A 13,887-nucleotide genomic window follows, 5' to 3' on the forward strand; every position below is an offset into this window, starting at 1 on the left:
ATTTCCCGCATGACATTCGATGATCCCAAAACGAGCACCCTCCGGGTAAACGGGGAGGTGCTAAAATGCGTTTCCCCCGGCAATGCGCGCTCGGACGACTCCCCCGTCAGCATGCAGGCCCTGCTGTGCCGGGACATCTTTCAGAACAAAAAAACAAACATTCTCTGGATTGCCGCCGACGTCCGGGAAATGGACAAGCTGCACGAGTCGCTGCAAACGCTCTCTCCCAGCGTCTCGGATAGGGCCATTCATCTTTTCCAACCCCTGGAAAAAGATCCCGCAGTGTTTGGGGAGCACCTGAAACTCGTCGAATACATTAGAAAACCTTTATGTCACGGAACGCTGCGCGATCGTGCAGCGTTCCGTGACGCTGGATTTATCATTATCACCTGCCCGCAGGCCATGGAGCAGGAAGTTCCAGTTGCCGGAGAATCGGAGCAGGCGGTCCGCACCCTGGGCTTGGGCGAAGAGCACCCGCTTGAAGAACTGACCGAATGGATGGCGGAAGCGGGCTATGAATTCGGCGTGGAGGTCTATTCCCAGGGCGAGGCGGCCCTGCGCGGCGGCATCCTCGATTGCTGGCCCCCCGGCGCCCCCCGCCCCGTCCGCATCGAATTCTTCGGCAACGAGGTCGACTCCATCCGCTATTTCGACGACCAGACCCAATGCTCCATCGAAAAGACCAACTCCATTCAGCTGCCTCAAATGGATTTTGGATTCGCCGGAGAAGAAACCTGCCTGCTCACCGAGCTGCTCCCCGAAAACACGCTCATCGTGAACGACTCACGATTCACGAATCACGACTCACAGAAAATTGAATCCGGATTCAGTTTTTATGACACCGGCCTCTTCGCCGTCTCGTACGACACGCATCCCAAAGAAGCCGAACAGGCGCGCCGGCGCTTTGTCGATCAACGCTGCGCCGAGGCGTCTAGCGACTGGACGGTTCATTTCTTTTTTGAAACAAAGGGAACCCTCAACCGCTTCCGGGAACTCTACGACGACCTCGAAGGATTCCTTTCCTTGGAACTCCACCCCGGCGTGCTGCACGAAAGCGCCGTCGATCATACCCGCAAAATTTTGGTCGTAACCGAGAGCGATTTCTACGCCTATCACACCAACCGCAACGCCCACGCCCGCCACACCAAAAGGTTCCACAAGCAGCAAGATCGCGTCTCCGAGGCGGCCGACATCCAGCCCGGCGACTTTGTGGTGCATGTGGAGCACGGCGTCGGGAAATATCTCGGCCTCGTCGAAACCTCATTCAGCGGGCGCAGCATGGAAGTGCTCTCGATTGAATATGCCAAAGGCGAAAAGGTCTATCTTCCCGTCACGCAAGCGCACCTGCTCACCCGCTACAAAGGCATGGGCAAGCAGACCCCGAAGCCCCATACGCTCGGGGGGCGCAAATGGCGCAACGACAAAGCCGGCGCGGAAGAAGCCGTGCAGGACCTCGCTTCCCAGCTGCTGCAGACCCAGGCCGAACGCCAGGCCAAGCGCGGCTACCGATTCTCCAAAGACACCGCCATGCAGGCCGAGTTCGAGGCCGCCTTCCCCTACACCGAAACCCCCGATCAGCTCACTTCTTCCGACGAGCTCAAACGCGATATGGAAAAGCTGCGCCCAATGGACCGGCTGCTCTGCGGCGATGTCGGTTTCGGCAAAACCGAAGTCGCCATGCGCGCCGCCTTCAAGGCCGTAATGGACGGCATGCAGGTCGCTGTGCTGGTTCCCACCACCATTTTGGCGCAGCAGCACTACGACACCTTCGTCGAACGTATGGCCGCCTTCCCCATCCGGGTCGACATGGTCAGCCGCTTCCGTACGCGTGCTCAACAGAGCCAAACCCTGGTACGAACCCTGGAGGGTGAAGTCGACATCCTTATCGGCACCCACCGGATTCTCTCCAAAGACGTAAACTTTAAAAACCTCGGCCTCGTCATCATCGACGAAGAGCAGCGCTTCGGCGTCACCGCCAAGGAGCATCTCAAGGAATTGCGCAAGCAGGTCGACGTCATCACCATGTCGGCCACGCCCATTCCCCGAACGCTCTACATGAGCCTCACCGGCGTGCGCGACCTCAGCACCATCAAAACCGCCCCTCAGGAGCGCCAGCCCGTCGATACCAACGTCATTCCCTACGACGAAGAAATCATCACCGAAGCCATCCGCATGGAGCTCCACCGCAACGGGCAGGTGTTCTATCTGCACAACCGCGTTAAAACCATCCATCACGTCGAAAACAGGCTGATGGCCTTGGTGCCCGAGGCGCGCATCGCTGTGGCCCACGGACAGATGGGCGAAACCGAACTCTCGCAAATCATGCATGCCTTTGTGGAAGGCCGCTTCGATGTCCTTCTCTGCACCACCATCATCGAGAGCGGCGTCGACATCCCCAACTGCAACACGCTGCTCGTCGAGAATGCCGAACGTTTCGGCCTTTCCGACCTCTACCAGCTGCGCGGACGCGTCGGACGCTCCAGCCACAAAGCCTTCGCCTACATGATGCTTTCGCCCGGCGGCGACATAATCGACGCCGCCCGCGACCGCATGAACGCCATCAAGCGCTACACCGGCCTCGGCTCCGGCTTCCGCCTCGCCCTGCGCGACCTCGAGCTGCGCGGCGCCGGCAACATGCTCGGCGCCAAGCAGAGCGGCCATATTTCCGCCGTCGGCTTCGACCTCTACTGCCAGCTGCTCAAGCGCACCATCGCCATCATGCAGGGCAAAAAGCCCCCGCCCCTGATGGATGTGGTCGTAAAAATCGATTTCCTCGACCTTTCCCCAAAGTCGGGCGACAAAGCCACCGGCGCGTTTATCCCATATGAATACATCGAGGATGAAAACCTGCGGCTGCGCCTCTACCAGCGGATGTCGGCGCTGGCCACCAAGCAGGAGATTTCGATGATGAAGCGCGAGATCAAAGACCGCTTCGGCAAGCTCCCGCAACAAGTCCAGCGCCTCATGCTCATTGCCGAGCTGCGCATTGTTGCGGCGGATTGCGGGGTTAAATCCGTCATTGTCCGCAACCGGAAGGTCATGCTCTCGAAAGACAACGACTACCTAACCTTCGGCGGGCGCCACCCGCTGCTGGATGAAGGCCCCGCCACCGCAATGCTCAAGGAGCTGATTGGTATAATCCTGGAGTGCGGCGGGAACTAAAGCGACTCCGCAGCAGAAATATTATGAGGCAGAAACATCCGAGCATGCACATGGATTTTTATACCCTTCAATTTTCTGCCTAAAACTGCTCCGTAGCAGCAGGAGTATAGGCAGAATGATTTCAATTCCCCGAGCAGGAAAAATTATACCGCTACGCTGCCGTCGCATCCTGCCGGCCTCACGTCCCCCGACACCCGTCATGCTCCTAAAGCAAATCCAGCGGGCTGCCGCTCGCAAGACCCGGGCGGTTGAGCACATGGGTGTAGATCATCGTGGTCGAAACATCCGAATGGCCCAGCAATTCCTGGACCGTGCGGATGTCGGAGCCGCTTTGCAGCAGATGCGTCGCAAACGAATGGCGCAGCGTGTGGCAGGTCACCCGCTTGGCAATGCCCGCCTTCGCGGTCGCCGCCTTGATCGCCTTTTGCAGCCCGTTTTCGTTGATATGGTGCCGCCGTTTCACATCCGTCCGCGGATCCGTGCTGATGCGCGTTGCTGGAAAAACATATTGCCACGCCCACTCCCGGCACGCGTTCGGATATTTGCGGCCCAGCGATTCGGGAATAAACACCGCCCCATAGTCCGCCTTCAAGTCGGCTTCATGCAAGTGCTTAACGTGCAACAGATGCGCTCTCAAATCCGGAAACAGCCGTTCCGGCAGCGGCACACGGCGGTCCTTTCCGCCCTTCCCTTCCACCTGCTGATGTAGCCATTGCCGAAATCAACATCTTTCACCCGCAGCCGAACGCACTCCATCAGCCTCAAGCCGCATCCATACAGCAGCTGCGCCATCAGCCGATGCGTCCCCTCCATGTTCCGCAACACGTGCTGAACCTCGTTTTGTGTCAGAACCGTTGGCGGCTTGCGTTGCTTCTTGCTCCGTATCGGCGAGATTGCTCCCAGTTCGATGTCCAGCACCTCGCGATACAAAAAGATGATCGCATTCAACGCCTGCCGCTGGGTCGAGGCCGCCGCTCTCGTTGGTGCCGCAGACCAATCGGCAATAGCTGATGAAATCCTTCACGGTCGGAAAGCGTTTGATGTCTATTGTTTCGTAGAGGATCGTTAGTGCCAGTATTTTTCCAATGCCTGGAGCCGTGCGCAGCAGCCGGTAGTCCTGCTGCTTGAAATCCCGTGCATGTTTTTCGATGCGTTGCTCCATTTTCATAATGATCTCGTCGTAGCGCTCGACGATGGACAACTCCATTTCGGCAGTGAACGAATCGAGCGGGTTGTCAAAACTTGACCGGATGCCTTCCCGCCAGCGCTCCTTGCTGTTCGCACTGATCGTTAGCGGCTGGTTTCCGGCAGCCATCACCTCGCAAGTCGAATGGCCGGTGAGTTCGGCCCGGTTCTTCACATACTTGTTGCGGCGGCGGAGCAGCTTCCGGGCCGGCCGCAGATCCCGGGGGCAGACATAGGCAGGGGGAATGCGGCTGGTGCGCAGGCACTCCGTCAGCTCCCGGGCATCCTCCTTGTCGTTCTTGTGCTTGTTCGCCGCAATCGACTTCACATAGAACGCATGGGCCAGCACGAACTTGATCCCGGCATCCTCGCAGGCATCCGCCAGCCAGAAACAGACAAAGCAGCTCTCGCAGGTTACGGTCAGATCATCCTTGTAGGGTTCCACCAGCTTCAGGAAAAACCCGAAGTCGTTGTTCCGGATGTTGCGGTGAACCAGAATGTTCCCATCCAGGTCCATCACGCAGATGTACATTTGCCTCGTATGCAGATCGATTCCGCAGTTGTATTTCGTCGTCGTTTTGTAATACTTCATCAATGCCTCCTTCGATTAGTGCCAATTGGAGACGCCGCCTTCGGGTGGTCAGCCGTATTGCTTGGCCAGAAGGAGGCACCTCATTTTAGCTTAAGGATTTAACGACCCTTTCGGAAAGGTTTAGATGAGTATCAAGGGGCTTGAGTTTACCGTGAAAACGCCAGCTGATTAGGTCGAAGTTTATATTCACGGCAACTCAGCCCGATCGTTGGCTTTTCATAAAAAGAACCAAAGGAGAAAGCAATGGAAATTGAACAGGTCATTATTGCATTAGTTATAGGTGGTGTTGCAGGTTGGCTAGCTGGATTTCTTTTCAAGGGAGCCGGATTTGGCCTCGTTGGAAATATAATTGTCGGTTTGCTTGGAGCCTTGTTGGGAGGATGGTTATTTGGAGTACTTGATATTTCAATCGGTGGCGAATGGGTAGGCCCAATTGTTACATCTACTATAGGAGCAATCATTCTCCTCTTTGCGATCAGCCTCGTGAAAAAGAAATAGCCAACCACCAGTGGAGCCTACTCGGTAAATGCTCGGAAAAAGAGATCACTCCTTGAATAATAACATTCAAAAGGGGCCAAAAACAAAATGGCAATTGCTTGGTTAATCCGCCGAAATACATGCGTTAAAAATAGTTGGATATCAGATTTGTTAACGATGGGGCATCCGAGCAGTGTTTCGAGAAATATTAAATTAATGGAGAGCGCAACCAAGGGTGAGATATGAGCGCTGAAGCAGCAAATGTTAAAATTCAAGGACTGACCCCTGGCCTTATGAGCGCTGAAGCAGCAAATGTTAAAATTCAAGGACTGACGCCCGGCCTCTGACGCCCGGCCTCGTGCCGGGCGGGTTTTCTTTATGTATCAGTTGAACAAAAGTGCCTGCCGAAGAAGTGCGCCCAAGAGGGTTGCTGCTAAGGAGCTGGGTGATGATGCAACCTATCTGCTTTAATGAACATCTATTTGGATGCATCCGGTTTGTAAGCATGTGCGAGTATCCATCCTAGAATGCCTACCGATCCGCCAACACCAAGGAATGCAAAAATCGACATCGCTGTGACGGCATTACCTTTAACCAGGTTGATAACAAGGACCACTGCACCAACCAGCAGAACGAAGGCTCCGTAGACCCCGGCCAGCGAGCCGAGCATCTTGCCCTGTGCATAGTCGAGGCATTCCTCGTGGTCGGCAGCCATGACTGGCTTTTTCTGGTTATCAATAAACTCCTGCAACTCCTTGGCGCGTTCGTCGTGATGATCCTTATAAAAGAACTTGGTGCAGTAGAAAAAGAGGGGCTGGAATACGACGCACAGGATCACCGGCAGCATCTGGCCGAAGTCGCCCAGTTCGCGGGGCGACATATCAAGACCAAAGGTGGTGTTCGCCCATTCGGGCGTTAGAACATAGAAGCTGAGCGATGTAAAGATGAGGCCGAAGAGCGCGGTGCCCCAAGCAGCCCAGTCGGGCGTGCGTTTGATAAAGAACATCATCAGGAGCGGTATAATGGTTGGGGTGGAAACCAGCGCAGTAAAGTCCATCATAAGCTTGAATAGACCAGCTTTGGATCTATTGAAGTACATAGCCATGGCGACAATGATGAATCCGAGCACAAAGGTGGTAATTCGCGAGGCGAGCATCTGTTCCTTGCCGGAGGCATGCTTGCGCAGCACGGGCTGGTAGAAGTTTTTCACGAAGATGCCGGCATTGCGGTTGAGACCGGTGTCCATGGAGGAGATGGTGGCAGCGAACATGCCGGCAATCAGCAAGCCCATGAGGCCGACCGGCAGGGTTTCGAAGGCCATGACGACATAGGCCGTTTGCTCGGGATTCCCCATGCCCGGAAAGACGGCGGCGAGATCTGGATATTGAATGGCGGCCACCAACGGCGGAATAAACCAAACCAACGGACCGACGATAAACAGGCCCGAGGCCATGAAGGCGGCCTTACTGGCGTTGAGGCTGTCCTTGGCTGTCAGGTAGCGCGTTGCTTCCTGAGGGTTGTTCACGATCATCACAAACTTCAACAAATTCGAGATCATCCAGATGGCTATGAGCCAGCCATAGTTGAATCCGTTGCCAAGGAACAGGTTTTCGACCGGCGATTGACGTATGATTTCAGCGGGTCCGCCGATGGCGTTCAGCGAGCCGATAGCCATGACCACCGCGATCCCCATAAGGATAACCATCTGCATGAAGTCGGAGGCCACTACCGCCCATGAGCCCCCCATCGTCGAATTAAACAGGACGATCAAAGCCGTAATGATCATGATGTGTTCGACGGTTACCCAGCCCGGAAACATGGAACCGAAGACGGAATATATGAAGATGGACAGCCCGTTCAGCCAAAGGCCGGCCACAAACACACCGGTCGGTATCGACAGCCAAGTATAAACCTGTTCAGTCGCTTTTCCGAAGCGTTGGCGCACGCCTTGGATGGCGGTAATGACGCGCATCTGGCGGAACTTGCGCGCAAAGTAGAAACCAGCAATGGCGAACCCCAGCGCGTTTCCCCAAAACACCGAGAGAATCCGTAGACCGTTGCTGTAGACATCGCTGGCGGCCCCCGTAAACGTCCAGGCGCTGAACTGCATCATGAATGCCGAGGCACCGGCCATCCACCAGAGCATCTGGCCGCTTCCGCGGAAATAGTCGCTGGTATTCTTGATGAATTTTTTCGAGAGCCATCCGATGGAAAACAGGAATCCAAAATAGAAAACCAGCACCCCGATATCGATCATACTAATGTCTTTTTGCATGCAACAACCCTTGTTTTATCAAACTGCTCCACAAACGATGCATATATAAATAAAACGCTTTATCCCTGATGTCAACAACTCTAATTCAAATTTAACGGACGAATTAACGCGTAGACTCGCCGATAACCAGTTCGGGACGGAACTTGATGGAAGGAAATTCCTTCTGCCCCGAACCTTCGATGATCTGAATCGCCAGCTCGAGAGCGGTATAGCCCATCTCGAAGGATGGGATGCGCATCGTGGTCAGCGGTCGCCATGCGCAAAGCGAGGCATATGCGCCGTTATAACCTGCCAAGGCGATGTCCTCGGGAATCCGAATCCCCTTTCGGTACATGATCTTGGCTATACTGTTTGCAAGGTCGTCATCATAGGCGAAGATTGCGTCGGGCAGTGGCCTTCCGTTACCGAAGAGCCAGTCATCCGGAATGCGTTGGTTAAAATCCAGTGTTTCACGCATCATGATCGTGCGAATATCAGGCTCGAGACCAGCGGCTTTCATCGCAGCCGTATAACCTTCGATACGCATTCGGGCACTGTAATGCATGTCCTCGATCCGCTGTCCCTCGAAATGCGTACGCATGGCGAAAACCACGTTCTTGCTGCCGCGTTCAATCAGATAATCGGTCATCATGCGGGCACCATCCAAATCATCGACCCACGCGGAATTGAACTCATGCTTGTCGTTCACATAAACCACGGGCAGTCCCATGTTTTCCAGCTCATCATGAATGAGAGCGGATAGATGGTGATAGGATGCCACAACGAGCGCATCGAGGTTTTTCTCGCGCAACAGGGACGGAACCACATCCTGGTAGTTACCCTGCCCGCTTTCCATGCCCACTAGTACGATGCGATATCCACGTTTCTGCGCAGCATCGCTCACCCCCGTCAAATACCCCTCCGGCGGCCGGTCCAGAGAACCGCTTTTTTTCGCCATGAAGAATCCAATGTTGTGGAATTTATTGGAGCGGACGGACTTGGCGCCTGCATGGGGGCGGAAACCCAACTTGGCCGCCGCCTTTTGAACCTTCATTATGGTGGCATCGCCAACTTTAATGGTGGATTTCGGATTCGGGCTCAATGCTTGCGAAACCGCTCCCAGGCTAACTCCAGCCTCGCGGGCTACATCCTTGATTGTTACACGTCCCATAAAATGCCTCTCCAACTATGCCTTCCCGCAGGAAGATCCATAAAATTTTTTATTAAGGTATCCCCAATCCTAATCGAAGCCAAGCATTTCCCTTTAAAATTCGGCTTTCCCAGATACGCACACCGGATAATATTTTATTCCCTCAAGATAAACCCACTCCGTCTTAGGGGACATAGATTCGGATGTCATCGAAACGGGCATAGGAATGGTTGGCCGGCGCCCATTCCGGGGTTTGCCCGCCGTGAAAGGTAGAAAAATAAAACGAGTCGATATAGCCCTGCTCACCAATGCGCAAACGAAGGTCCTTCAAATCGACTACCTTTTTTCCATCCAGCCAAGCCTGGATCGAGCCGTTGCTCCCGTCGGGCGAATTCAACCGAATCCGCTGGCGGATTTCATGCCATTTGCCCGGCACCAGCTTAACATTTCCAAACGAAAACTGATCGCCCCACTCTTGTTTGTTATCCACATAATAAAGATAGAGCTCTGCCGATCCGCCTTCGCGCCACATGAAGCGCGCGCTCCACCCTTCCCCTTTTGTGGGATGCTGGCCCCCGGTGAATTTTTCGCCGCCGCTCGTCAGGCCGGGCAGTTTGCCGCCCAATCGGAAATCGAATCCCTCCTCGAACCTCACTTTGTAGGAAAGTTCATATTCCTCCGCTGGCGGAAGCTTCAGCACAAACTGGCTTCCGGTGAGTTCAGACCCCACAAAACCCTCCGGATAGAAAATGCGCAGCACCTTGCCCTGCGCCTCGTCCTCCACCACCGAAAGCTTACCGTAAAGATGCGCCCATGCCATGTTGTCCCAATATTCGGCAAAGGGCATGTCCGGATAGATGCCCGGCTTGAAACGTTCGAAATCCTCCTGCAACACAACAGTTGACAACCGGGTTTCCCCCGCACCCGCGTAGCCATCGAACGCCACATTAAAACACACCACAACCAGTCCTAATAAAAAATGCTTCATTCAACCCATCTCCTTATCAACCCGAACAGTCTACCGAAAGCCCCCTTCAATCACCACATCTATACATTCCGCTAAACCCAACCCGTCAGGGATGCACGACCTCTACCCGGAAAAAACCTTGGTCGGCAGATGGCGCATTGGTGATGTTCTCCGTATTTTCAGGCGGCGAACCGACGACATCATCAAAGACCTGAGTCCAGCTGTTTAAATCTTCGCTAAACCATCCTCGGTATGTTTTGCCCAATGCACTTTCCCATTTAAATTGCAATTGGTTGACGGGTAAAAGGCTGATGCCAAAAAGCCCAGAACTGGCCAGGTTTGGATGGGTTCCCACCCAAAATTCCTGGAAACTGTTCAAGTTATCGTTGTCGGGATCCAATGCGGCATCGGCGGCATACGCTGCATCCAACCCATGTGCGATCTCCCACGTGTCGGGCAAGGTGTCGCGGTCGGTGTCGTAGGGCGCGGGATAGGGCACGGGACGGGTGATGGTTGCCTGAACTAGGTTCCCGTTGTTGCCGTTCCAACCGCGGAGGTTGCCCGTCAGCATGAAATGCCTGCGGTCGAGACGCATGTTCCACATCCCGGAAATGGCGTGCGTCTTCCATTCCGCTGCGGGATCGTTCGGATTCCAAGTGCGGTATATTTTGTTCTGGTGGGCAACGAAGGTCAGGACGCCTAGCCGATCGGAGTGCATCTTCATGTCGTCGTCCTCGGAAAGAGAAAGCGGATTCCCTTGCGATTCCCACTGTGCATTGGCGGAGTTGAAGCCATATAGCATGAGATCGTCGGTGGATCCGTCGCCAAAAGAGACGAACGGATTTCCGAAGCGGTCGGCTCCCACGCTGCAACTCGTTGATATCCATTCATTGGTGACTGGCTGGCTGACGGCGAAGACGATGTCGGCTCGGTTGGTATCGCTGGGGTTTCCAATTTTAGCCGGAGTTTGAACGGGGGTGCCGTCGGCCCGCGAGAAGCTTCGGCCAAAATCCTCGGACTGCAGGTAGAGCATGTGCGATGACCAGTGGCTGACATTCGTGTGTCCTATACTTCCATCGTTGAGGATCGGAGCAGCCACGTGCATACGGTTGTAGCGGTCGAAGCCCAGCCATCCATGGATGGCCGAGTAGCGCGATCCGGTTAAGTCATGTTCCTCGCCTGAGGTGGCATAGAGTACGCTGTTGTGGTCATCGGAAAACTCGTTGACGCCGCCCACGATTCCCCACTCTTCGGTGGTGGTGTTATAACGGCTGATGCTGTACGTGCGAAAGGACTCTGTCCAGTGTCCATCGTTCCTGCCGCGGGCATAGTAATACAGATGCCCGTTGGCATCGTAGGTGAACGCCATGTAGGTATGGCCCTCGAAACGCGGGCTGCGCAGGGAATCTCCCCCCAGCCAGGTGAAAGCGGTTATGTCGCCGGCATTGTTGCTTCGCCAATAGTTGCACTGCCCGTTTTGATATTCGATCGGCATGTGACTGGTTGAGAGTTGCGAATAGTTGTGCATATCGCCCGCAATATGAATGTAGCCCGCTTCATCCACCCCGATGGACATGCGATGGTGACCGTCATCTTTTGCAACGTAGTTTCCATTGGTTACGGTATATTGATCGCTGAGGACCACATCCTGCACACTGGAACCGTCGTCATCCATCTTTACCAGATGGGGAACGCGAGCCGTATCGTAATAGATCAGATAGATGTTGGTTCCATGGCTTGCACACTGCGTGTTATATCCTTCGGCGTTAATGCCTAGGTGAAAGTCGGCCGGTCGATTCCACAATGTTTGGAAGCTGACGGTCTCCTGATCGAGTGGATAGCGCCAGTCGTAGGTCAAGGTGAGTTCCGCAGATTGGTTGCCCTTTCCGCTTCCAAAGGCCGAGTCGGCGGGGAGAAGAACAGTGAAGTTGCCCAGATCAATGGGGGTCACCTCGATGTCCCACTCCAACGGGTCTGCCGTGCTGCTAAAGGAGGTCACCGCTCCGTTGCTCACATAGACATCATTTGAACCGAGTCCAGACACGGCCTCGCTGAACGTCAGCGTCAGCGCAACGGGCGACAGGCGCGACACCCCGCTGGTTGCCACTTGAATATCCACCGGCACCAGCATAGCCGTTGGCCCGCCGGATTCGGCGGTCACGAAACTTGCCGCAAAGACCATTGACAAAAATAGGTTGATATTTTTTTTCATCTATTCGCCTCCAATATGCCCTACGCTAATACGATTGACGCAGCGGATCAACCCCTCTACCCCGGCGACCGCGAAACCCGGTTCAAAAAAATGCCCCGCAACGGCGGGGCATTTTCACCATCATCGAACAGATTTATTATTCGGTGATCGTAACGTTCAGTTTCATAAACTGCTGGGCTTCGAACGTGGTTTGAACCCCGTTGGTTTGGGATACAAATCCCTCGAAAGCTCCGGAGGTCCCGATATCAGTCGTCGCATTGGTTACGGGAAGATTGATGAGATCAGTGCCAGCGAGTACTTCATAGCTAAGCGCCGGATCCTGAGGATCTTGGCGGTTGTAGATATAGTACAGCCAGCCACCGGTCACCTCGGACGTCGGAAGATAGTCTGCGACATCGTCGACGGTCGGATCTCCACCCAGTGCATACTCCAACAGGTTGTTCATGCCGTCGCCTACTCCGCCATTCTCGGCGTCGTCGGTGTGGTTGGTCAACGAGCCCAGCGTCGGGTAGTCGTCCAACCATGTGCCATAGCCCGAATCCACGGGGGGCGCTACGGGCGGATCAATCACGGTAACCGTGAAGCCCATGTCAGCGGTAGGGTTATCCGCCTTGACGATGAACAGGTTCACTTCACTCATCAGCAGCCCCGCGTTCGTAATCGAGTGGCTGTTGGTTGCCGTCCCCCAAATAACCGTTAGATCATAGACCCCCGCTGCATCGTGATAGATGCTTACATCAAAGGTGGCCGTATCGCCAGCGTACCTCATCTCATCGTCTGTGCCTTTCACGTTATCGGCTTTAATTTCACCGGTTTTATTGTCACCCAGACCCAGCGTCCCCGGACCCGTGCACGTTAGATCGGCAGCAAGCTCTATCTTTACCACATAGTCGGTCAAATCCAGCGTAAACCCAAGCGCGTTTGTGCCATCACAAAAGCCAATTTTCAGCGCATTGGCTCCGGCCCATCCATTGGTTCCAGCCGTTCCATAGCCGATTTTTTGCCCCAGGACCGTCGTTCCAACGGGATCAACGGTATACTCGAATTTCATATCAAACGTATCCCCTATCCCGAGCGGCGCCGGCAAATCCGTCGTCGATTCCGTGACGTCATAAGAGTTTCTCAGATCGAGCACTCCATTCGCTCCAGTGAGTGAATCGGATTGGGTGTCGACACCATCCAACCGAAGGCCTTCCGTCACCGGCTCGACATAGTCACTATCTGCAATATATTCGATCCTGAACGCGCCCATGCCCGAGGTGGTTAGATCGTTGGTCTGATATACCTGCATAAACCAAGTGTTGGTATTGGAAAGATTCAACTGCGCGAGCCCCGTCGTGTCGTAATCGAACAACGCATCATTATCGCTGTCCGTCACGGCATATACGGCCGATCCGTCCGTAAACAGGGTTTCTTCAGTCGCACCGGTATTCCATAAAGGTGAAATGGAATCCATCTTGAGCCCCAACAGCGTGCCATCCGGATCCGAATAGGAAAATTTAAGCGTGATGGATTCATCGAGGTTAAGGCGCTTCATATTATTCGTATCGGCCAAATTTCGCGCGGTACTATCGACCGCCAGGTGCCCCGCGCCAATAAACAGCACATCGAGGGCATTGTCGGCCTGGGCCGTCACCGTAAAGACGACATTGCTCAGTTCCGTGTATTTGGCATCGGCTCCCCAACTCATCTCATATTCCACCGGCGAAACGGCGGTGTTGGTCGTAATCGAAGCACTCCAGCCCGAGTCGCGCATGTCACCATCGCCACCGATCCGCGTCACATTCGTCACAACCCCCTGCGCCATACTGGCCACGATCAGAGCCGCACTAAACATAATTATTTTTTTCATATCCCATCTCCATTTATTTACTGAATGAAACGCCTG

Annotated in this window: 10 protein-coding genes; 2 read left to right on the forward strand and 8 right to left on the reverse strand. The window is 54.6% G+C overall.

Features of this window, described 5'->3' with window-relative positions; all coding sequences use genetic code 11:
* Positions 1 to 57: 57 nt before the first annotated feature.
* Positions 58 to 3,162 (forward strand): transcription-repair coupling factor, encoded by a 3,105-nt coding sequence (gene mfd / locus SCARR_RS02715; RefSeq protein ID WP_168432929.1) that lies wholly within the window; start codon positions 58 to 60, stop codon positions 3,160 to 3,162.
* Between the two features lie 205 nt (positions 3,163 to 3,367).
* Here the strand turns inward: mfd and SCARR_RS02720 are convergent, their stop codons facing one another.
* Genes SCARR_RS02720 through SCARR_RS02725 form a run of 3 tightly spaced genes read right to left on the reverse strand, consistent with a single transcriptional unit; the run spans position 3,368 to position 4,939 of the window.
* Positions 3,368 to 3,784, reverse strand: coding sequence for a tyrosine-type recombinase/integrase (locus tag SCARR_RS02720; RefSeq protein ID WP_407984756.1), 417 nt, complete (start codon positions 3,782 to 3,784; stop codon positions 3,368 to 3,370).
* A gap of 11 nt (positions 3,785 to 3,795) precedes the next feature.
* Positions 3,796 to 3,954 (reverse strand): tyrosine-type recombinase/integrase, encoded by a 159-nt coding sequence (locus SCARR_RS29225; RefSeq protein ID WP_342803670.1) that lies wholly within the window; start codon positions 3,952 to 3,954, stop codon positions 3,796 to 3,798.
* Positions 3,884 to 4,939 carry an IS110 family RNA-guided transposase gene (locus SCARR_RS02725; RefSeq protein WP_136059983.1) on the reverse strand — a complete coding sequence of 352 codons (1,056 nt, stop codon included), beginning with the start codon at positions 4,937 to 4,939 and terminating at the stop codon, positions 3,884 to 3,886. Before SCARR_RS02725 ends, SCARR_RS29225 begins: the two co-directional genes overlap by 71 nt.
* Before the next feature lie 243 nt (positions 4,940 to 5,182).
* Between SCARR_RS02725 and SCARR_RS02730 the strand changes: the two genes are divergently transcribed.
* Positions 5,183 to 5,437, forward strand: a complete 255-nt coding sequence (locus SCARR_RS02730) for a GlsB/YeaQ/YmgE family stress response membrane protein (RefSeq protein ID WP_222846154.1) — start codon at positions 5,183 to 5,185, stop codon at positions 5,435 to 5,437.
* A 457-nt stretch (positions 5,438 to 5,894) separates the two neighbouring features.
* Here the strand turns inward: SCARR_RS02730 and SCARR_RS02735 are convergent, their stop codons facing one another.
* The 5 genes from SCARR_RS02735 to SCARR_RS02755 form a co-directional block, all read right to left on the reverse strand.
* Positions 5,895 to 7,691, reverse strand: coding sequence for a sodium:solute symporter family transporter (locus tag SCARR_RS02735; protein WP_136059984.1), 1,797 nt, complete (start codon positions 7,689 to 7,691; stop codon positions 5,895 to 5,897).
* Positions 7,692 to 7,794: 103 nt separating this feature from the next.
* Positions 7,795 to 8,841 carry a LacI family DNA-binding transcriptional regulator gene (locus SCARR_RS02740; protein ID WP_136059985.1) on the reverse strand — a complete coding sequence of 349 codons (1,047 nt, stop codon included), beginning with the start codon at positions 8,839 to 8,841 and terminating at the stop codon, positions 7,795 to 7,797.
* A gap of 163 nt (positions 8,842 to 9,004) precedes the next feature.
* Complete coding sequence (locus SCARR_RS02745) at positions 9,005 to 9,808, reverse strand: polysaccharide lyase (RefSeq protein ID WP_136059986.1); 804 nt, start codon at positions 9,806 to 9,808, stop codon at positions 9,005 to 9,007.
* Positions 9,809 to 9,893: 85 nt separating this feature from the next.
* On the reverse strand, positions 9,894 to 11,999 hold the full coding sequence (locus SCARR_RS02750) for a BNR-4 repeat-containing protein (RefSeq protein ID WP_136059987.1): 2,106 nt from the start codon (positions 11,997 to 11,999) through the stop codon (positions 9,894 to 9,896).
* Between the two features lie 136 nt (positions 12,000 to 12,135).
* Positions 12,136 to 13,851 carry a M1 family metallopeptidase gene (locus SCARR_RS02755; protein WP_136059988.1) on the reverse strand — a complete coding sequence of 572 codons (1,716 nt, stop codon included), beginning with the start codon at positions 13,849 to 13,851 and terminating at the stop codon, positions 12,136 to 12,138.
* Between the last annotated feature and the right edge of the window lie 36 nt (positions 13,852 to 13,887).

Origin of the sequence: Pontiella sulfatireligans, assembly GCF_900890705.1 — a bacterium.
Taxonomy (GTDB): domain Bacteria; phylum Verrucomicrobiota; class Kiritimatiellia; order Kiritimatiellales; family Pontiellaceae; genus Pontiella; species Pontiella sulfatireligans.